The organism is Collinsella sp. OM06-18AC (assembly GCF_003438785.1).
In the GTDB taxonomy this organism is placed as follows: Bacteria; Actinomycetota; Coriobacteriia; order Coriobacteriales; family Coriobacteriaceae; genus Collinsella.
This window is the reverse complement of record NZ_QSTX01000008.1, coordinates 19371-40193: the sequence shown is the minus strand read 5'-3', so window position 1 is coordinate 40193 and position 20823 is coordinate 19371. Positions and strand designations below refer to the sequence as shown.

The 20823-nt window shown below is 57.7% G+C and carries 19 protein-coding genes, 4 tRNA genes and 1 pseudogene; 11 read left to right on the top strand and 13 right to left on the bottom strand.

The genetic code is table 11. The features are described 5' to 3' along the window. Positions 1–110 precede the first annotated feature (110 nt). The 10 genes from DXB86_RS06300 (at position 111) to DXB86_RS06255 (ending at position 11645) form a co-directional block, all read left to right on the top strand. Positions 111–896, top strand: a complete 786-nt coding sequence (locus DXB86_RS06300) for a hypothetical protein (RefSeq protein WP_117736550.1) — start codon at positions 111–113, stop codon at positions 894–896. A 160-nt stretch (positions 897–1056) separates the two neighbouring features. Next, positions 1057–2037 (top strand): ABC transporter substrate-binding protein, encoded by a 981-nt coding sequence (locus DXB86_RS06295; protein ID WP_117736549.1) that lies wholly within the window; start codon positions 1057–1059, stop codon positions 2035–2037. Between the two features lie 204 nt (positions 2038–2241). Then, on the top strand, positions 2242–3165 hold the full coding sequence (locus tag DXB86_RS06290; RefSeq protein WP_099432089.1) for an ABC transporter permease: 924 nt from the start codon (positions 2242–2244) through the stop codon (positions 3163–3165). After that, positions 3158–3952 carry an ABC transporter ATP-binding protein gene (locus tag DXB86_RS06285; RefSeq protein ID WP_022093887.1) on the top strand — a complete coding sequence of 265 codons (795 nt, stop codon included), beginning with the start codon at positions 3158–3160 and terminating at the stop codon, positions 3950–3952. Before DXB86_RS06290 ends, DXB86_RS06285 begins: the two co-directional genes overlap by 8 nt. Before the next feature lie 158 nt (positions 3953–4110). Continuing rightward, positions 4111–6138: a bifunctional UDP-sugar hydrolase/5'-nucleotidase gene (locus tag DXB86_RS06280; protein WP_117736548.1), complete on the top strand. Its 2028-nt coding sequence runs from the start codon at positions 4111–4113 to the stop codon at positions 6136–6138. Positions 6139–6266: 128 nt separating this feature from the next. After that, the gene (locus tag DXB86_RS06275) at positions 6267–7034 is read left to right on the top strand and encodes a mechanosensitive ion channel family protein (RefSeq protein WP_117736547.1); all 768 of its coding nucleotides are present in this window, start codon (positions 6267–6269) and stop codon (positions 7032–7034) included. A gap of 93 nt (positions 7035–7127) precedes the next feature. Then, positions 7128–9044, top strand: coding sequence for a BMP family ABC transporter substrate-binding protein (locus DXB86_RS06270; RefSeq protein ID WP_117736546.1), 1917 nt, complete (start codon positions 7128–7130; stop codon positions 9042–9044). Continuing rightward, the gene (locus DXB86_RS06265; protein WP_117736545.1) at positions 9041–9751 is read left to right on the top strand and encodes a metallophosphoesterase; all 711 of its coding nucleotides are present in this window, start codon (positions 9041–9043) and stop codon (positions 9749–9751) included. Before DXB86_RS06270 ends, DXB86_RS06265 begins: the two co-directional genes overlap by 4 nt. Positions 9752–9973: 222 nt before the next feature. Next, entirely contained in the window at positions 9974–10534 is a 561-nt protein-coding gene (locus DXB86_RS06260; RefSeq protein WP_117583099.1) for an RNA polymerase sigma factor, read from the top strand. Further along, complete coding sequence (locus DXB86_RS06255; protein WP_117635373.1) at positions 10515–11645, top strand: DUF4179 domain-containing protein; 1131 nt, start codon at positions 10515–10517, stop codon at positions 11643–11645. Before DXB86_RS06260 ends, DXB86_RS06255 begins: the two co-directional genes overlap by 20 nt. Before the next feature lie 351 nt (positions 11646–11996). Here DXB86_RS06255 and DXB86_RS06250 read toward each other — a convergent pair whose 3' ends face one another. From DXB86_RS06250 to DXB86_RS06190, 13 genes and pseudogenes are all read right to left on the bottom strand, one after another. Next, complete coding sequence (locus DXB86_RS06250) at positions 11997–12647, bottom strand: isocitrate/isopropylmalate family dehydrogenase (protein WP_233502585.1); 651 nt, start codon at positions 12645–12647, stop codon at positions 11997–11999. Beyond that, positions 12571–13137: pseudogene (locus tag DXB86_RS06245) on the bottom strand (hypothetical protein). The gene DXB86_RS06250 and the pseudogene DXB86_RS06245 overlap by 77 nt, the downstream one beginning before the upstream one ends. A 465-nt stretch (positions 13138–13602) precedes the next feature. Continuing rightward, the gene (gene rplA / locus DXB86_RS06240) at positions 13603–14310 is read right to left on the bottom strand and encodes a 50S ribosomal protein L1 (RefSeq protein ID WP_117736544.1); all 708 of its coding nucleotides are present in this window, start codon (positions 14308–14310) and stop codon (positions 13603–13605) included. A gap of 117 nt (positions 14311–14427) precedes the next feature. Then, on the bottom strand, positions 14428–14856 hold the full coding sequence (gene rplK / locus DXB86_RS06235; RefSeq protein ID WP_022093893.1) for a 50S ribosomal protein L11: 429 nt from the start codon (positions 14854–14856) through the stop codon (positions 14428–14430). A 120-nt stretch (positions 14857–14976) separates the two neighbouring features. Beyond that, positions 14977–15513: a transcription termination/antitermination protein NusG gene (gene nusG / locus DXB86_RS06230; RefSeq protein WP_006234984.1), complete on the bottom strand. Its 537-nt coding sequence runs from the start codon at positions 15511–15513 to the stop codon at positions 14977–14979. 3 nt (positions 15514–15516) lie between these two features. Beyond that, on the bottom strand, positions 15517–15855 hold the full coding sequence (gene secE / locus DXB86_RS06225; RefSeq protein WP_117736543.1) for a preprotein translocase subunit SecE: 339 nt from the start codon (positions 15853–15855) through the stop codon (positions 15517–15519). A gap of 76 nt (positions 15856–15931) precedes the next feature. Continuing rightward, positions 15932–16007: transfer RNA gene (locus DXB86_RS06220), tRNA-Trp, on the bottom strand. Positions 16008–16020: 13 nt separating this feature from the next. Beyond that, on the bottom strand, positions 16021–16170 hold the full coding sequence (gene rpmG, locus DXB86_RS06215; RefSeq protein WP_117655047.1) for a 50S ribosomal protein L33: 150 nt from the start codon (positions 16168–16170) through the stop codon (positions 16021–16023). Between the two features lie 279 nt (positions 16171–16449). Further along, entirely contained in the window at positions 16450–17640 is a 1191-nt protein-coding gene (gene tuf / locus DXB86_RS06210; RefSeq protein WP_089572520.1) for an elongation factor Tu, read from the bottom strand. A gap of 96 nt (positions 17641–17736) precedes the next feature. Next, positions 17737–17813: transfer RNA gene (locus tag DXB86_RS06205), tRNA-Met, on the bottom strand. A gap of 3 nt (positions 17814–17816) precedes the next feature. Then, positions 17817–17892: transfer RNA gene (locus DXB86_RS06200), tRNA-Thr, on the bottom strand. A 10-nt stretch (positions 17893–17902) separates the two neighbouring features. Further along, positions 17903–17984, bottom strand: a tRNA-Tyr gene (locus tag DXB86_RS06195). A gap of 431 nt (positions 17985–18415) precedes the next feature. Then, positions 18416–19249 carry a MurR/RpiR family transcriptional regulator gene (locus tag DXB86_RS06190; protein WP_158555294.1) on the bottom strand — a complete coding sequence of 278 codons (834 nt, stop codon included), beginning with the start codon at positions 19247–19249 and terminating at the stop codon, positions 18416–18418. Between the two features lie 151 nt (positions 19250–19400). Between DXB86_RS06190 and DXB86_RS06185 the strand changes: the two genes are divergently transcribed. Beyond that, the gene (locus DXB86_RS06185) at positions 19401–20819 is read left to right on the top strand and encodes a glycoside hydrolase family 1 protein (RefSeq protein ID WP_117736541.1); all 1419 of its coding nucleotides are present in this window, start codon (positions 19401–19403) and stop codon (positions 20817–20819) included. Positions 20820–20823: the final 4 nt, after the last annotated feature.

Sequence of the window (20823 nt, the reverse complement as noted above, 5' to 3'; positions counted from 1 at the left end):
CGCCGCTTGCCGACGGCTACCGACCGCCCAGGGCGTCCTGCGCCCCTGGGAAAGCCCCTCGTCCTAGGCTCCATACCGTCGCCACCCAAAACGGAAAGGACGTGGGCGCCATGACCGAAACCGCTGTTGAAACTTACGAGACCACGACGAGGGGCGCCGCCTCGATGGCAGCCTATCGCGCCGTTCGCATCCTGCAACTATTGAGCGAAAACACCGGTGAGGACAAGGCCATGCTTTCCGATGAGTTGATCCGGCGCCTAGCCCATCCCGACGACCCCGCCCGCATGCCCATCTCGGCGGCGCGGCGCAGCATCTACACCGCCATCTCCGCACTTCGCCATGCTGGATACGAAATTGAGTACAAGCGCGGCGTTGGGTATCGGCTCTTGACCCGTCCGCTCACCGACGAAGAAATCATCCGACTCCACGGCATGGTCATGCGCAACCGCTCTACGCCCATCGCCATTCGAAAAAGCATGGCGCAGCACCTGGTCGCCATGGCGAGTGCCGACGTTCGCGGCTACCTCGATGCACCCGAGCCTGCTCCAAGCGCAGGCGGCAAATCCACCAAGGCCACACGCACGCCCGTCAAGCGCATCGATGCCTGCGAGCTCATCGAGCAGGCCATCGACCACGGAACCACGGTGAGTTTTGATATTTCGAGTGTCACGGCACGCGGAGAGGTCGAAGTGGCACGGATGACACTCCGGCCCTTTGCCATCAAGCAACGAGACGGCATCTCGTATTTGCTGGGAACGGTCTATGACGCGCGAGGCGCCGATGACACGTTGCGTACCGTTGAGATCGGCCGCATGAGAAACGTCACCACACGTCTCCTCGACGGCAAGAAGCTCTTCGCCGCCCTGGACGAGGACGACGCCGCCTCCGCCGCATAAGACCCTCCGCCGCCCATTCGACTACCCGTACCGCCCATCCGATTCTGTATTAAAAAACCCGCCAGGCTGTTGTAAAAATGGACATCAGCGCTACTATAGTCCCACTTGCACTTTGTCCCAGTGCAGTGTTTCCAGCCATTTTTATACTGGGGGTAATGATATGAAGGACATCACCATCAGCCGCAGGAGCCTTCTGGTCTCCGCCGGCCTGCTCGCGCTCGCCCCGCTCGCCGGATGCGGCGGCAACTCTGGTTCCGGCTCTGCTGCCGCCGGTTCCGACTACACCATCGGCGTTCTGCAGCTCACCGAGCACTCCGCACTCGACGCCGCCAACGATGGCTTTGTCAAGGCCATCAAGGAGAGCGGCCTTAAGGTCAAGATCGACCAGAAGAACGCTCAGAACGACCAGTCCACGTGTAAGTCCATTGCCGACAAGTTTGTGGGCGACAACGTCAGCCTGATTTATGCCATCGCCACGCCCGCCGCGCAGGCTGCCGCCGGCGCCACGGCCGATATCCCCATCGTGGGCTGTGCCATCACCGACTACGCCGCCTCCGGCCTGGTCCAGGACAACGACAAGCCCGGCACCAACGTCACGGGCGCTTCCGACCTCACCCCGGTCGCCGAGCAGCTCGAGATGATGCAGAAGGTCCTGCCCGACGTTAAAAAGGTCGGCCTGCTCTACTGCACCGCCGAGTCCAACTCCGACGTCCAGATCAAGGCCGCCAAGAAGGAGCTCGACAAGCTGGGCCTCGAGTACACCGACTTCACCGTCTCGAGCTCCAACGAGATTCAGTCCGTCGTCGAGTCTGCCGTGGGCAAGGTCGACGCGCTGTACTCCCCCACTGACAACACCATCGCCGCGGGCGCTTCGCAGGTCGGCCAGATCTGCAAGGAGAATAAGCTCCCCTTCGTGACCGGCGAGGAGGGTATGTGCATGGCCGGCGGCCTGTTCACCCTCTCCATCAACTATAAGGACCTGGGCTACGCCGCGGGCGAGATGGCCGTTAAGATCCTGAAGGGCGAGGCCAAGCCCGAGGATATGCCGATCAAGCACCTCTCGAGCAAGGACCTGGTCGTCGTCAAGAACGACGAGATGGCCGAGGCCCTAGGCATCGACCTTTCCGCTCTGGACGAGTAGCGCCATGCGCGGTAACGCGTCTAGGGCCCGCACGCGCGCCACAGCCGCGTTATTCAATATCTGAGTCCTTGGGGCGAACGCTAAAGACCGGCGTTCGCCCTGCTTGTTTCGGATGAGACAAAACATCCGTCCGCAGCTCTTTTATGCATTGGTACCGCTATTATGGAAAATCACGTGTCCACCCTATCCTAGGAGGTATGAAGCATGCTCATTGCATTGCAGGGCGCCGTTTCGCAGGGCGTCCTCTGGGGCATTATGGTGCTTGGCGTGTTTATCACGTTCCGCCTGCTCGACATCCCCGATATGACCTGCGACGGCAGCTTTGCCCTCGGCGGCTGTGTCTGCGCCGTACTCATCGTCAACAATAACGTCGACCCCTTGCTCGCCGTGCTGGCCGGCATGTGCGCCGGCGCCATCGCGGGCGCCGTCACGGGCATCTTGACCACCGTCTTTGAGATTCCCGCAATCCTCGCCGGAATCCTTACGCAGATCAGTCTGTGGTCCATCAACCTGCGCATCATGGGCAAGTCCAACACGCCCATCCTTGCCAAGGGCACTATCTTCTCATCCGTCAGCAACATGACGGGCCTGCCGCAGTCCACTGTTGCCATTATCCTAGGCATCGTGCTGGCCGTGGCCATCGTCGCCATCCTGTACTGGTTCTTTGGCACCGAGATCGGCTCGGCACTGCGTGCCACCGGCAACAACGAGTACATGATCCGCGCCCTGGGCGTTAACACCAACACCACCAAAATGATCGCCCTCGTGCTCTCCAACGCCCTCATTGGCCTTTCGGGTGCGCTCATCTGCCAGAGCCAGAAGTATGCCGACATTGGCATGGGCACCGGCGCCATCGTTATCGGTCTTGCCGCCATCGTCATCGGCGAGGTGCTCGGCCGCCTGCTGCCCGGCGGTCTCACGCAGTTCTCCGTCCGTCTGGCCTCCGCCGTCTTTGGCTCCGTGGTGTACTTCCTCATCCGCGCCATCGTGCTGCAGCTGGGCATGGACGCCAACGACATGAAACTGCTCTCTGCTGTGATTGTCGCCGTGGCCCTGTGCGTGCCCGTGGTTTGGGAGCGCTATAAGCTCCGCAGCTCCTACACGAAGGGAGATGAGGCAGATGCTTAAGCTCTCGCACGTCAAGAAGACCTTTAACAAGGGCACCGTCACCGAGAAGCGCGCGCTCACCGGCGTCGACCTTACCCTCAACGACGGCGACTTTGTAACTGTGATCGGCGGCAACGGCGCCGGCAAATCCACGCTGCTCAACATGATTGCCGGCGTATATCCGCTCGATTCGGGCGTTATCGAGCTCGACGGCACCGACATCTCGCGCCTGAGCGAGTCGCAGCGCGCCAAGTACCTGGGCCGCGTGTTCCAGGATCCCATGCGCGGCACCGCAGCCGACATGCAGATTGCCGAGAACTTGGCCCTCGCCAAGCGTCGCGGCCAGCGTCGCGGCCTTTCGTGGGGCGTCACCAAGGCCGAGAAGGACGAGTACGTTGAGTTGCTCAAGCGCCTGGACCTTGGCCTGGACACGCGCCTCAACGCCAAGGTCGGCCTGCTTTCGGGTGGCCAGCGCCAGGCACTCACGCTGCTCATGGCCACGCTCACCAAGCCGCGCTTGCTGCTGCTCGACGAGCACACCGCGGCACTCGACCCCAAGACCGCCTCTAAGGTGCTCAATCTGACCGAGGAGATTGTCGACGAGAACCACCTGACCACGCTCATGGTCACGCACAACATGAATGACGCCATCCGTCTGGGCAATCGCCTGATCATGATGCACGAGGGCCACGTTATCTACGACGTGGCGGGCGACGAGAAGAAGTCGCTCACCGTCGCCGACCTGCTGCAGAAGTTCGAGGAGGTCTCGGGCGGCGAGCTCGCCAACGACCGCATGCTGCTGAGCTAAAACCTGCCAATAAGGGACAGGTTTATTTTGGCAGGTTTTATCTGCGCAAACGTCAAAACCGCCGCAAAGGAACAGATACCTTTGCGACGGTTTTCGCATATTATGTCGATAATCCGATATTCAACCAGACTTTCTGGCTAAGGACTAAGGAAACTGCCATGAAAAGACTCCCCCGCCTTGCGTTAGCCGCCGCGTTGTTTGCCGGCTCGCTCGCAGGCATCCCAAGCCTCGCTTTCGCGGGGAACCTGCCCGCCGCTATTGACGGCTCCGTGGCCGTCATGCACACCAACGATATCCACGGCAGCTACAAGTACAGCTACAACGCAAGCAAGGGCACCGGCACTGTGGGCTTTGACGGACTGGCGGTTCTCTATAGCGCCCAAAGCAGCGCCCCCGATCTTTTGCTCGATGCGGGCGATACCTTCCACGGGCAGTCCTTTGCCACCATGAGCGAGGGTAAGAGCATCGCCGAGCTCATGGACACCTTCTATGCAGACGGCTACGACGCGACCACGCCGGGCAACCACGACTGGAGCTACGGCGCGGACAAGCTCCGCACCATGACCGGCTACAGCCCCACCGGCACGCCCTTCGCCATGCTCTGCGCGAACGCGAAGTCTACGAGCGGCGTATGGAGCTCGAGTATCACCAAGACGCTCGATCGCACCTGGGAGGATAGCGAAGATCACTCCACATTCGACTACAAAATCAAGGTCGGCGTCGTGGGTGCCATGGATGAGTCGCTGGAATCCTCGCTGCGCGCGGACCTGGTCGCGGGTACGTCGTTCTCGAGTGCCGCGAACGCCATCAATGCCGAGGCCAAGCGACTGCGCGAGACAGAGGGCTGCAACGTTGTCGTCTGTATCGCGCACACGCTCAACGCCAAGACCTTTGCTGCAAAGCTCGTTGGGGTCGATGCACTGGTCGCGGGCCACGAGCACATCAACTTAGACGAAAACGTGACGGGGGCTGACGGCAAGTCGGTCCGCGTCGTCGAAGCGGGCAGCGCCTTTGCCGAGGTGGGGCTGCTTTCCATTCCGTACAAGTACGACACGAATGGCACCGAGACGACCGACGATGACACGGTCACGGTCCCTGCAGACGGCAGTGACGAGAAGCTCTACACCGCCAAGAACGTCAACGACCTTTTGGCAGACCCCGACAAGGGCTCCGACTACCAAAGCCGCCTTGAAGCCGTCCGCAACAAGATCAAGCCGCTCGACGAGGCCTTTGAAAACGAATCGAACAAGGTGCTCGGCACATCCACCACCAACTATTTCTACGGCGAGGACGCCGCAGGCACGCATGGTTGGGAAATGGTGCGCACCACCGATTTCCGCCCCAGCAAGGAGGGCGACACCACCAAGGCCCAGACCATCGACCATGTGATCTGCGGCTCCTATCTTGACCTGACGGGCGCAGACCTCGCTATCGAAAACGCGGGTGGCATCCGCGGCGGCATCGCTGCAGGCGATGTGACCGCAGGCAACGTCATCGCTATCTCGCCCTACGGCAACACCGTGGAGACCTGGACCATGACCGGTGCGGACTTCCTCGCAGCGCTCGAGCACTCGCTGCAGATCAGCGACGAGTGCAATCACAGCTACGAGCTTCAGCAAGCCTACGTAGCGGCCGGCCACACCGAGCAGGAGGCGCAAGACATGTACAAGTGGCGCGACGACTCCGGCAGCGTCCTTTCCTTCGGCGGAATCAACGTGACAATCGATTGGACGCAGCCCGAAGGCAAACGCATCGTGAGCGCCACGCTCACCAAGGATGGCAGCATGCTCGACCCCGCCAAGACCTACACCGTCGCCACCAACAACTACATCATTACCAACACGACCGACTTCCCCACCTTCGCACACGCCACCAAGCGCACCGAGTGGGGCACGTGTGAGGCGGCGCTGAGGGCGCTGATTGGGCAAAACGGCTGGGAGAGCAAGATGGCCGGACTCGCCGGCACCATCAGCTTTGGCTCCGCTGCCGTGGACGCCACGCCCACACCGGCCCCGACGCCTGAGCCCTCGCCTAAGACGGACGCGACGACCACGAAGGTCATCACCAAGAAGACGACCGGCAAGCTCGCCGCAACGGGAGACCGCACGCTGGCAGTAGTTGGCACGTGCCTTATCGGCGGCATCATCGTCATCATTCTCGGCATTATCTGGAAGCGTCGACGCTAAGCTACACCGCCGGGCCTTGCAGCCCCGCCGCATAAACCTTATATCGAGCACAGAAGCCCGTACGAATTTGATCGGACGGGCTTCTTGGTGGGTATCATGGTTGGATGATCATGAGGAGGTTTCCCTACATGGAATTGTTTGAGCCAATTCTTCATTTCTTTGCACAACGATGGGTCCACAACATCATCTGGGCCGGTATCTTGGCCATCGGCACCGCCGTTGCCGCCAAAATCGCGTCCAAGACCCTGCACCACCTGCTTAACCGCGATGATAACCCGCTCCCAGCATCGAGCATCTTCATCAACATCACACGCGCCGTCATCTGGATGATCGGCGGCAGCTTTATCCTCGACAACTGTTTTGGCATTAATGCAAACGCGCTCGTCGCCGCTCTTGGCGTCGGCGGCATCGCCATCTCGCTCGGCTTTCAGGACACGCTGTCGAACCTTATCGGCGGTATGCAGGTGACCTTCATGGGCATCATCAAGCCCGGCGACAATATCGAGGTCGGCGGCGTGTCGGGCGTGGTCCAAGACATCACCTGGCGCCACACGACCATCGAGGATGCCTGCGGGCAGACCATCATTGTGCCCAACTCCAACATCTCCAAGAACACGCTCGTGCACCTGATGCCCTTTGGGCGCGTGGCCGTGCCCGTTGCCGTAAAGGACACGTCTAAGTGGGCCTCGCTGGACGCGCTGGCAGATGAGCTTACCGACGCCACCAAGGCCGCGGTGCTTCCCATCTCTGGCTTTGACAAGGAGCCGTACGTGCTCTTTAGCGAGATCGGCGACTTTGGCGTCAAGGGCAAAATCATCTTTATCGTCAGCGACGATAGCACCACCTTCACGGCAGCCGACGCCTGCATTCGTGCCATCGCCCCCATCATCGCCTAAACTACCACAAAGGGGACAGGCACCTTTGTGGTAGTTTCGCATCGTGGTACCATGGTTCATATCGTTGTTTAAACGACTAAGGGAGTAGACACCATGGAAGAGGCCTATCGTCAAGCACGCAAGCGCGGCGAGCAGGGACGCCGTCGCGCCATCAGCCAAAGCGAGCACCCGTACCTTACGGACCTCGACAGCTTGGTTGCCCAGCTCCCCTTAGGTCAGCGAGAGAGCGTCGGCCTGCGGGATATTCCGCTCGAAATGGTCGTCGGCACGGTTACCAAGGGCCGTCAGTCTGCCTTTTCGTGCAACTTTATGCCCCTGTTGCCATTTAGCACCGAGTTCGCCCGCAAGTGGTCCAACCTCTACGACATCCAGGTGACCGAGGGCTATCGCGACCCCATCATCGTCACCGAGTTCATGCATCGGTTCTACGTCCAAGAGGGCAACAAGCGCGTCAGCGTCCTCAAATTCCTGGACGCCCCGACAGTTTCGGCCAAGGTCACCCGCCTCTACCCCGGAAAATGGGATTCCGTCGAAAGCCGCCTCTATGGCGAGTTCTGCGCGTTTTGGCGCGTCTGCCCCCTATACGAGATCGAGTTCTCGCGTGAGGGAAGCTACGAAACGCTCGCCAAGATGCTCGGTCAGAACCTTATCGAAAAATGGCCGCAGAAAAAGGTCGACTACCTGCGCCACACCTTCCTGCTCTTTAAGCGCGCCTACCTGCGCGCCGGCGGCGACCATCTGGACATTACGCCCGCCGACGCTATGCTCGTCTACCTCAATGTGTACAACCAGGACCGCCTGCTGGATACGCCGACGGATATCGTCGTAAACCGCCTGTGCAAGATTTGGCGCGAGTTGGTCATTGCCGGCAAAAGTGATGAGGAGAAGGTCGATCTTGTCGAGGCACCGAGTGTCGATGAGGAAGAGGCGCCCGCCAAGTCCACCTCCGGCGTGCTCAACTTCTTTATGGGCAAGACCGTCTACTCGGCGGCCAGCCCCCTGCGCATCGCCTTTATCCATGAGTTCCCCTGTGCGACGTCGAGCTGGGACAGTCTGCACGACCAAGGACGTCAGTATCTCGATGAGCACTTTGGCGGTATCGTGCGCACCGAGGCGTTCGAGGACTGTCATAATCCGGATGTGTTCTACGCCGCCGTGGAAACGGCTGTCAAACATGGAGCTAACGTCATCTTCTCGACCTCGCACCGCCTGATGGAATACACGCTCAGAGCTGCCGTTGAGTATCCCCAGGTGCGGTTCCTTAACTGCTCTATCGGCCTTCCCCACCAAAGCGTCCGTTCGTACTTTGGCAAGATGTACGAGGCCAAGTTCCTCCTGGGCGCCCTTGCCGCCAGCATGGCGGACAACCACCGCATCGGCTACCACGCGTCGGTCTTCGCCTCGGGCGCACTCAGCGAGATCAACGCCTTTGCGATTGGCGCCTCACTGCTCGACCCCCGTGCGCAAATTATCCTGACCTGGGGCGATGTGCCCGCCGGAGGCCTTGCCGAGGCCATGTGCCGCGAAGGCGTGAGCGTCATGACCGGCGCTGACATGTCAAAGTCGCTCGAAGACCCTACGGCCTACGGACTCCACCGCCTGGTCGATGGCAAGGTCGTCGGCATCGCCATGCCGGTCTGGAACTGGGGCCGATACTACGAGCTTATCGTTCGCAGCCTTCTGCACGGCACGTGGGACGAGACCAGCGACGACAACCAAGTGCGCGCCGTCAACTACTGGTACGGAATGAGTTCCGGCGTTATCGACATCCGTTACGCTCCGGGCCTACCCTACCAGACGCGCAAGCTCGTGCAGTTGCTCCGCAACGGCATTGTCGAGGGCTCCATCAACCCCTTTGGCGGCGAGCTCCACAGCCAGAACGGCGTGGTACAGATCGAAGGCTTCCCTCCGCTGCCGAGCACGCAGATTGTCGAGATGAATTGGCTGGCGGACAACGTGGTGGGCACCATTCCGCAGCTCGACGATGAGCCGAAAGTCCCTGCCCTATGAAAATCCTTGCCATAGCCGATACCGAGGAACGATGCCTATGGGAGTGCTTTCGCAAGGAGCGCTTTGAGGGTGTCGACCTGATTCTGTCTGCCGGCGATCTGGACCCGGACTATCTTGAGTTTTTGGTCACCGTCATCAACAAACCGCTCATCTACGTTCGCGGCAACCACGACGACCGCTACGCACGTCATGCACCGGGCGGATGTATCTGCGTGGAAGACAGCGTGTACACGTACCGAGGGATTCGCATTGCGGGCCTTGGCGGGTCCATGCGTTATCGCGACGGCGCCAACATGTACACCGAACGCGAGATGTCCAAGCGCATGCGCAAGCTGTCGCGTAAGGTTAGGATGGTCGGCGGGTGCGACATTCTGCTTACCCATGCACCCGCCGCCGGTATGGGTGATCTGGACGATCTGCCGCATCGAGGGTTTGAGTGCTTTAACACGGCGCTTGAGTCCTGGGGGGCCGACTACATGGTGCATGGGCATGTACACCAAAGCTACGGTAACGATTTTCAGCGCGAGCGGCAGCATGTGTGTGGAACGACGATCATCAACGCCTGCGGCTATACGCAGTTTGAGCTGGACGAAGCGCGCTACCCCATCCGCGGATGGCAGGCAGCCTGGCTCAACTCGCAAACCATGCGCCGCGAGCTCAAGCGCCACGAGGCCATCGAGTCCTCTACCGCCAGAACCCCCTGGTAACCACCACAAAGGGGACAGGCACCTTTGTGGTGGTTTTGCTGACTCGTCCGACCTGTCCATCACGGTGCTTGTGTAATTAACGAGAGCACTCATTGTTTTGTAAGGACGGCGCTCACGTGCCGTCTTTTTTTGTCAACTTATGCAGTCTCGACCGTGTTGTATGTAGAGGGACCTCGCGAGACGCCTTCCCTATATCCACCACGACCAATTGGAGGTGACACTATGCCTGCACGCCGTAACCGCAATAGCACGCTCCGATGCGATGCCGATCAGATCGAGCGGGAAGCAAAGCGCTTGGTCGACACGTATTCCGACCTCATCCTTCGATTGTGCTATTCGGCCCTTGGATCCGCTGACGACGCTCAAGACATCTGTCAGGACACGCTGATCAAGATTCTCCAACGCACTCAACCGTTCGACTCGCTCGAACACGAACGTGCTTGGGTGATCCGAGTCGCACTGAACGCATGTCGCGATATCGGCCGTACGCACGCGAATCACCCGGTTGTCGACCTCGATTCGCTCCCCGATTTCTGCGCACCCGTAACACATACCGAGCAAGAATTCGCGCAACGCGACTGCGCCATTCTTTCCGCTGTCACGGCCCTGCCTCAAGCACAGCGCATCGCCATCTTTTTGCACTACTACGCAGGCATGAGCATCAGGGAAATCGCAGACGCCGTTCACGCGACGCCAGCTGCAACCGCCCAGCACCTTAGCCGCGGACGTGCGTCACTTCGGCTTTCCTTGAAAGGAGACCACAATGACTACGAATTCGAATGACTATCGCCACGCCCTGGAGCACATTTCGTTTACCGATAATGCGAAGCAGCACATGGCAAACTCGATTGCTCAGTCCGTCGCCTCAAGCGATGCGGCGACCGCTCAAAGCAACTTTAATGGCACGCGACGCAAGCCGCGCATCGCCCGCCATCCCGTAAGAACAGTCGCTCGCATTGCCGCTGTAACGGCAGTCCTCGCTATCGTCATTGGAGGCGCTGGCACGGCTATGGCAACAGGCGTCCTGCCGCTTCCTTCTGACATGCTTTCCGACATCTTTGACGGACCTGCTTCTCAAACCGAGATCATCGACCGTATTGGCCGGCCCGTCGGTGCTAGCTGCTCCAACAACGGAGTCACCGTGACCGCCGACGCCATCATGGGCGACAAGGATATGGTTACCATCGCCTATACGCTTACGTTCGACGATCCCGCTGCCCTGAAAAAGCTTTCCGAGCCGGGCGAGAACGGAACTATCGCCGGAAGTGTCGATGGAAACGTATACGTTGATGGCGAGCATGGCGGCCAAGGCCAATCATGGCTCATTGACAAGAACCCCAATGACTCCAGCATTCAATACTTTGCACAGTTCAGCGTTGAATCACCCGGCCTTATGGGCAGGACCGTCCGCACGCATATCAACTCTCTCGTTGTGCCACGTGCTGGCAAAGAGCTTCCCGAGTATAAGAAAATACTTACGGGCCCATGGGATCTTAAGTTCCAGCTGAATTACGAAGATACATCCGTTACGATTCCCGCGCCCAAATCGGTCAACTTTAACGGCACCAAGGCGACGATTCAAGAGGCCACCGTATCCTGCGTTGGCGTTTCAGTCCGCTACAACATAGATCGTTCCATCGAACACGACAACAACAGCGGCAAGATGTCTCAAAACATGGAGGAGTCTATGGATGCCGTTGGCAACATACCCCTCATCGTGACGTTCAAAGACGGTCATGTTGAGGACGCAACCAGCCACAGCGGCTATTTCGCAAATAAACTGGATAACGGCACCACTGATGTCCACAAGACCTGGCCGTTCTCGCAAGTTTGTGACACAGACAAGATTGCAAGCGTACAAATTGGCGATACGGTCATTCCCATGAATTCGTAACGCTACGCGGCTCGTATATGCACCCGGTTCCGCACTTCGCGTCTAAAGATGCGCTGTCATCGAGCAGCGTGAGCGCAAGGCCGCCCGTATGGTCGGCTGGGAACACCTCGTTGCGCTAAAAACCACCACGAAGGGGACCGGCACCTTTGTGGTGGTTTTGCTGACTCGTCCGACCTGTCCCAACGGTTTGTCTCAATCTGTAACAGGTAGGGCCCAAATAATCGGTTAGCTGTTACAGATCGAGACAGACCACGGATGCTCAGCCGAAAATCTCAATCTGTAACAGGTAGGAACGATTTTGCCCCTTAGATGTTACAGATTGAGATATTTGACAGCTTGAATCGGCATCGCCTACAGCGCGGCGACGACCTTGTCGCCCATCGTCGTGGTGCCGAGGATCTTATCTGCCGGGGTGTTGACATCGGCGATGTCACGGGTGCGCCAGCCCTCGTCGAGCACGCGCGCCACGGCGCTCTCGATCCACGCGGCTTGCTCGCCCATGTCGAGCGCGTAGGTCAGCAGCATCGCCACCGACAAGATTTGAGCCAGCGGATTGGCCACGCCGAGCCCCGCGATGTCAGGAGCGCTGCCAGCGCTCGGCCCAAACAGCGATACGCCATCATCCAGCGAGGCAGAGGCAAGCATACCGAGCGATCCGGTAATCTGAGCCGCCTCATCGGACAGGATGTCGCCGAACATGTTCTCCGTCACCACGACGTCAAAGTCTGCCGGTCGACTGATGAGCTGCATGGCGGCGTTGTCGACGAGCAGGTCCTCAAGCTCCACGTCGGAGTACTCCTCGTCTTGCACGCGATGCACGATCTCGCGCCACATGCGGCTCGTCTCCAGCACGTTGCGCTTATCAACGCTCGTCACCTTGCCGCGACGTTTGCGCGCCGCCTCAAATGCCTGGCGCGCAATGCGCTCAATCTCGTACTCGCGATACTCCATCACGTCGACCGCGCGCTGACCGGCCGCACCCGCAGCGCCCGCGCAGGTCACGGATGCGGGCGCCAAAGTCCCACGGCATGTTGTAGCCCATCGTATCGGGGATGTTCACGACCGTGGCACCGGCCTTTACGGCCGCCTCGATAATGCGCACCAGAAACTCCTGATCGGAGCGGCCGGCATCCTCGGCATAAAACTCAACATCGTCAACGAACTTGCGAGCATGTTTGACGGCATGGATCGCTCACTCAATTGCCCTTTCCTCAGTCATATGGAGCTTGTCGCGCAGGTGACTGGTGCTCACACCCAGCCCTGTATGGATACGGGGCCTCTGGGCCGTTTTGAGCGCCTCTGCAGCCACTTCGATATCCCTGTCGACAGCGCGCGTCAGGCCGCATACCGTGCATCGGTCGCCCGCAATCTTGCCAATCTCCTGTACGGAGCGAAAGTCACCAGGACTCGAGATGGGAAAGCCCGCCTCGATAACGTCCACGTTCATGCGCACCAGCTGGCGGGCGATGAAGAGCTTTTCCTCGGTATTCATGCTGGCGCCCGGCGACTGCTCACCGTCGCACAGGGTGGCGTCAAAGATTGTGATTTTGCGGCTTATATGTTCCTCCTGATTGACCGTTTTATGACAGATGGCTTTCAGGAGAGAGAGAAGGCCTAGAGATAGAAAAATACCCGTGTCGCTCATCACGCCTGAAAGCGGCAAACGATAGCGCACCCGGGTACAACAAATCGTTATAGCGAGATTACAACCCTAGCGCGCTATCCAATCTAGTAGCGCTAGGCCTAGGAGCTGTTGCGTGTTCTTAAACATGTTGGGCTCCCTTCGGCCTCGGGTAGTACTACATCGCGCTAAAGTACAACACAAGTATAACCACCACAAGGGTGCCTGTCCCCTTCGTGGTGGTTTCGTTGACTCAAAAGCAAGAGACCCGGTCCTGCACGAGGCAGAACCGGGTCTCTTTAGCAATGCTTGCTTTGCTCAGGCAGTAACTATTAGTTACTCAGCCAGGAAGTCGCGCTGGATAGCGGGATCGACCTTGACGCCAGGGCCCATGGTGGAAGACACGGAGATGGACTTGACGTACTTGCCCTTAGCAGAAGAGGGCTTGACGCGCAGGATCTCGGTGTACAGGGCAGCGTAGTTCTCGACGAGCTGCTGCTCGGTGAAGGACTTCTTGCCCAGGGGCACGTGGCAGATGCCGTAGCGGTCGGCGCGGTACTCAACGCGGCCAGCCTTGAGCTCGGAGACCATCTTGGCGACGTCCATGGTCACGGTGCCGAGCTTGGGGTTCGGCATGAGGCCACGGGGACCAAGGATCTTACCGATGCGGCCAACCTTGGCCATCATGTTCGGCGTAGCGATAGCGGCGTCGAAGTTGATCTCGCCCTTCTGAATCTGGGCGACAAGCTCGTCGGAACCGATGATGTCGGCGCCGGCAGCCTCAGCCTCGCGGGCCTTCTCGCCCTCGGCGAAGACGGCAACACGAACGGTCTTGCCGGTGCCGTGGGGCAGGGAGATGGAACCACGGATGTTCTGGTCAGCCTTACGAGTATCGATGCCCAGACGGAAGTGGGCCTCGACGGTCTCGTCGAACTTGGCGGTGTCGAGCTCCTTAATGAGCTTGGCAGCCTGAAGGGGGGTGTAGAGCGTGGCGCGATCGATCTTCTCGGCAGCGGCGTTATAGCTCTTACCATGCTTAGCCATGTGCATTACCTCCTGTGGTTAAACGGGCGTGAGCCCTCCCACATCGTATCGTGTGCCCTATTGCACACATTTAACGGGCGCCCCGGTCGGAGCACCCGTCGTTACCATAAGAAATCGCTACTCAGCGATGGTGACGCCCATGGAACGGGCGGTACCGGCGATGATCTTCTTGGCGGCGTCAATGTCGTTGGCATTGAGGTCCGGCATCTTGATCTCGGCGATCTTGGTGAGCTGCTCCTGGGAGAGCTGACCAACCTTGTCGGCCTGGGGCTTAGCGGAACCAGACTTGAGGTTCAGCTCCTTCTTGATGAGGTGAGCCGCCGGCGGGGTCTTGGTGATGAAGGAGAAGGACTTATCCTCGTAGACAGAGATCTCAACGGGGATGATGTCGCCCTTCTTGTCCTGCGTCTCGGCGTTAAAGGCCTGGCAGAACTGCATGATGTTCACGCCAGCAGCGCCCAGAGCGGGGCCGACGGGAGGAGCGGGGTTAGCTGCACCAGCAGGAATCTGGAGCTTAATGACGTTGGCAACCTTCTTCTCAGCCATGGTCATTCCTTTCGAATCACGAGTGTGAAGTACTTGCTATATCGTAAGCACGCACGTGTTAGAAGCACTCCTGAGATGAGCAGTCACAGAAGAAGCACGCTCGCGCGAACGGACGAAAACTTAAGCGATGACAGCGACCTGGTTAAAGTCGAGCTCGACCGGCGTCTCGCGGCCAAAGATCATCAGCGTGACCTTGAGCTTGCCAGCCTCGGTGTTAACCTCGGAGACCTTGCCATCAAAGTCGGTAAGCGGGCCATCGGTGACGCGGACGGACGTGCCGACCTGAATATCAACCGAGGTGCGCTTGGGCGAATCGCCCTTACCGGGACGACGAGTCATCTTGTTGTACTCGTCGCGGGAAAGCGGAGCGGGCTTGCCGTTGCCGCCTAGGAAACCGGTGACGCCGGGCGTGTTGCGAACACACGTCCACGCATCGTCATCCATCTCCATGCGAACCAGGACATAACCCGGAAAGATCTTAGAATCCTTGGTCTCGCGCTTGCCACCCTCTTTGATCTCGGTGACGCGCTCCATAGGAATCTCGATATCAAAGATACGGTCCTGCATGCCCATGGTCTCGATACGATGCTCGAGATCGGACTTAACGCGGTTCTCGTATCCAGAGTAAGTGTGAACGACGTACCAACGCTTAGACATGGTTTAGCCCCTCAATCCAGAGAACAGAGCAAGAGCCTCGCCAAAGCCAGCATCGAGCAGAGCGATGACGACGACGCCGACGATCAGAGAAGCGCAAACGACGACCGAGTAGTTCACGAGCTCCTTCTTATCGGGCCACGTGACACGCTTCATCTCGGACTTCACCGAAGCGAAATACTTCTTGGTGCGGGCGAAGAAACCAGGCTTCTCGTTCTTCTTGGACTTCGCAGCCTTCTCGTTCTTCTTGGCAACGGCCTTCTTGGCCTCAACCTTGGAGTTGGCGGCAGCGTTATTGGCAGGTGCCGGCTGCTGAGCCTTCTTCTTGTTCTTCTTGTTGGCCATTTGGGTTACCTCCGCGCAATGCGCTTATACATGAGTAAACCGTAAGCCCCCAATTGGGAGCTTACGGAATAATGACTGGCACGCCAGGAAGGACTCGAACCCTCAACACTCGGTTTTGGAGACCGATGCTCTACCAATTGAACTACTGGCGTATATGACTAAAGACTAGCGAGTCTCTTTGTGCAGCGTGTGGTGACGGCACCAGGGGCAATACTTCTTGATCTCCATACGATCAGGCATGTTCGACTTGTTCTTGGTGGTCGTATAGTTGCGGCGCTTGCACTCAGTGCACGCAAGAGTAACTAGAGTACGCATTTATCCTGAACCTTTCATTTCCGCCCCGTACGGGCACGAGTTGATACTTTATCAGCTCTACGTAAGTGCTGTCAACGAAAACCTCGAGTCAATTGGTTCTCGGTGGATCCATTCATATTTGAAACACATCAATGGAGCCAACGAGATCTAATCGACGGTGTACCCAGAACCATTATCGATCCTCTCGACACCAGCAACGGCTCAATATCCATTGCAGAAAAGAACCCGGCACCCAAATAAGTGCCGGGTTCTCTAAGTCAGCTATATCAAAGAGCTAATTTACTCAATGATCGTGGAGACGATGCCCGAACCGACGGTGTGGCCACCCTCGCGGATAGCGAAGCGCAGGCCCTCCTCCATGGCGATCGGGTGGATGAGGTCGCCCTCGATGGTGATGTGGTCACCAGGCATAGCCATCTCGGTGCCCTCGGGGAGCTTGACCGTACCGGTAACGTCGGTGGTACGGAAGTAGAACTGAGGACGATAACCATCGAAGAACGGGGTGTGACGGCCGCCCTCCTCCTTGGTCAGAACGTAGATCTCGCCGGTGAACTTGGTGTGCGGGGTAACCGAACCGGGCTTGCAGAGAACCTGGCCGCGCTCGATGTCCTCACGCTTGATGCCACGGAGCAGCAGACCGACGTTGTCGCCAGCCTCGCAGAAGTCCATGGACTTACGGAACATCTCGATACCGGTAACAACGGTGTTCTGGGTATCCTTGATGCCGACGATCTCGACGGGCTCGTTGAGCTTGAGCTCACCGCGCTCGACACGGCCGGTAGCAACGGTACCACGGCCGGAGATGGTCATAACGTCCTCAACGGCCATCAGGAACGGGAGGTCGTTGTTACGAGCAGGCGTCGGGATGTACTCGTCGACAGCGTTCATGAGCTCTCGGATAGCGTCCATCCACTTGGCGTCGCCCTCGAGAGCGCCCAGAGCGGAACCACGGATGACGGGGATGTCGTCGCCGGGGAAATCGTACTCGGAGAGGAGCTCACGGGTCTCCATCTCGACGAGGTCGATGAGCTCGTCATCGTCGACCATGTCGCACTTGTTCAGGAAGACGACGATGTAGGGAACGCCGACCTGACGGGCGAGCAGGATGTGCTCGCGGGTCTGAGCCATGGGGCCGTCGGTAGCGGCGATGACCAGGATAGCGCCGTCCATCTGAGCAGCACCGGAGATCATGTTCTTGACGTAGTCAGCGTGGCCCGGGCAGTCAACGTGAGCGTAGTGACGGGAAGCGGTCTCGTACTCGACGTGGGAGACGGAAATCGTAATGCCGCGCTCGCGCTCCTCGGGAGCCTTGTCGATGTTCTCGAACGCAGTGAAGTCAGCCTTGCAGCCCTCGGTCTCGGAGAGAACCTTGGTGATGGCAGCGGTCAGCGTGGTCTTGCCGTGGTCGACGTGACCAATGGTGCCGATGTTAACATGCGGCTTAGTGCGCTCAAACTTCTCTTTGGCCATAAAGCCCTCCTCTAAACAGGTCGTCCCCGGACGGGACTTTGCCTTTATACCATAGTGGCCTCTCAACATACTATTGAGAAGCCACCGTGTTACCTATGGTAGCGGTGACTGGATTCGAACCAGTGACGCCACGGGTATGAACCGTGTGCTCTAACCAACTGAGCTACACCGCCGGATGGAGCCTGCAACCAGACTTGAACTGGTGACCTCTTCGTTACCAACGAAGTGCTCTACCGACTGAGCTATACAGGCACTTGACGGGTGGGAGCTATAGGATTCGAACCTATGTAGGCAGAGCCAACGGGTTTACAGCCCGTCCCCATTAACCACTCGGGCAAACTCCCAATCGTTCAAGTATCCGCAGGTTCTTTGGTCTTTTGGACCGCCGCCCCCGCGAACGAAAAAGATAATACGATGCAACCTTGGGGGCTGTCAACGAAAACCTCTAGATACACGGTTCCGGGCGTATCTATATAGCCGTGACCTGCGGTTTTGCTGAGTTTGATTATGTGGAGTGATGAATTTGGCAATGCTGGCGTCATTTCCCAAGGGCACACTTTGGCGTGATGGAGTATGTCTGCAGTCTCGACCCTCGATAACGGATCCCTTGCGCTTATTACATAGGTCGTGATCGGCCTTCACCGGCACAATTCAGCGTGGATTTTCTCCCGTTTGACATCGAGCGTGGATAATCTCCCGCTTTTGGCGTGTTTCTGAGGCCAAAGTGGCAGATTATCCACGCTCATTCTCTAGGCGGGAGAACTATAGAGCCGAACTACTCGGGCCAGGCCAAAGTAGACCCATAGAGCGGCTCCCCCTTGGTGCAGGGGTAGCGACTCAAGTAACACGACGATAGCAAGTCGAAGAAATAAGTCATGGCATATTTCGAATAAACACCGAGTCGGTCAATTCCGTTTCCCGCATTACCAAGACGATATACACGGTCAAAAGACCTCGATTTGTCATCGTTGCTAAACGCAGTAATTAGAATCTTCCTGCCCGAACGGCAATCAAGATACTCACGTGCCTGTGACGCAAATAGCCCGGAGACCGATACGAGAATTATCAATGACTGCGAAACGTCTCCCATGTTTTTCAATTCCGCGACGTTAGCCCCAGCAACTATGCGAACTATCTTGCCCGCATAAAACATTTCCTGCTGAAATCGTACGAGATTGGCGCTCACATTATTGGTGCACCAGATTTCAACGTTTTTATGGCCATCAATTTCGTCGGCAAGGTGCTTAATAGCGATATCGGACACGCCGCTTTCAACCTCAGCGAACATCTCGATCATGCGAACGTCGAGCTCTGCCCTGTACTCCTCGTAGCCAAATTCCTCCTCTCGATGGCTTAAGTCGCTTGGAAAGACTGATTGAGTAAATGATTCTTTCAAATCGCTAAGAGACTGGTAGCCCAATCGATTGCAGAAACGACGAACAGCGGAACGGGTCACGAATGCATCGCGGGTTATTGAGGCAACATTGATTTCGCTCGAACGCCTAATGTGAGCGATGAGATATCGAGCGATGGCGGCATCGTTTGACCCAAACTCGCTGTTGATGATTGAGCTAATGCGATTGAGCACATCGAAGTCATTGATATTCACGTGATCCCTCTTTCCGCTCTCCTCGAAATCATGGTTCATTTATTGAATCAAACAGCTTTGGTCGTTCTCCTATGATTCAAATCAGTTGACGTCATCTTAATCGTAATTCCGCCACACGTATCCACCGTGTTGAATGATGGAAAGGGGATTCATGGACAACGTGAACAACATGCCGTTTCTCTGGGGTTCCGCCACGGCGTCTTATCAGTGCGAGGGTGCCTGGAACGAAGACGGCAAAGGCCTTGGCGAGTGGGATTTCTTTAGCCACACAAGCAATAAGAACATCAACCATGTTGACGGTGATGTATCTTGCGACTTCTACCATCGCTATGAAGAAGATATCCGCATGATGAAAGAAGGCGGACAAAACACTTATCGCTTCTCTCTTTCATGGAGTCGAATCATCCCCACGGGTATCGGCGAAGTGAATGAAGAGGGTATCGATTTTTATAATCGGGTCATTGATTGTTGCCTCGAAAATGGCATAGAGCCCAACGTTACGCTGTTCCATTACGATCTACCATTCACGCTTGCTTGCAAAGGCGGATGGCTGAACAACGACATGGCAGAGTGGTTCTGCAAATACGCCAAGATTTGCTTTGAGCGCTTTGGAGACCGCGTCAAAATCTGGGCTACCGTTAACGAGCCGCATTTCTACAGCTACTGCGTAAACATGTTGGGCAACTATCCCCCCAATCGATCGCTCGACGTTCAGTCGTACATGCAGTTTCAGTACAACCTGATGCGCGCGAGCGCACTCGCAGTCCGAACATATCATCAAATGGGCTACGACGGCATCATCGGCGCCGTCCACGATGGCGGCGTTGTCGAACTCGACCCGGCAACCGAGCACCCTGATGACGTATTTCGATACGCAGACTTTTTCGCCAATCGCATGATTCTGGCACCAGCGCTTCAGGGTCAACTGCCGCCAGAAATGGACGAAATCCTTGAAAAACTTGGCGTCTCGCTCTATCGATCCCCAAATGACGTAGAAGAATTCAGAGACGGTAAAGTCGATTTTATTGGACTCAACGTGTATTGCCGAGAGTATGTAACCGACTGGCACGGTGGAGAGCTTGCCGTTTCGGCGAACAATAAGGGCGGTTCGAGCAAAAAGGTCGAAGGAAAATGCATTGCGCCCTTGTTTGAAAGCGCCCGCGACAGCAATGTTCCCCGCAATAAATGGGGCCGCGAAATACTCCCAGGTTGCATGTATTCAACCATCATGGATGTCCACGAGCGCTATGACGCGCCCCGCATCTTTATTACGGAAAACGGACATGGCGCCTATGAGCAACCAGACGCAGACGGAATGATCCACGATGATGACCGCATCGAGCTTCTGGGCCAGTTCATCGAGCACATGATGAGGGCTAAGCGCGACGGCGCGCGCGTTGAGGGCTACTACCTCTGGTCGACGATGGATCTGTATAGCTGGATAAACGGCTACGAAAAACGATACGGACTTGTCCATATCGACTTCGAGAACAATCTGGAGCGCACCCCCAAAAAGAGCTGGTATTGGTACCGAGACCTTATCTCGAAGTATCAGGAGCAGGAAGGTTAGGAGA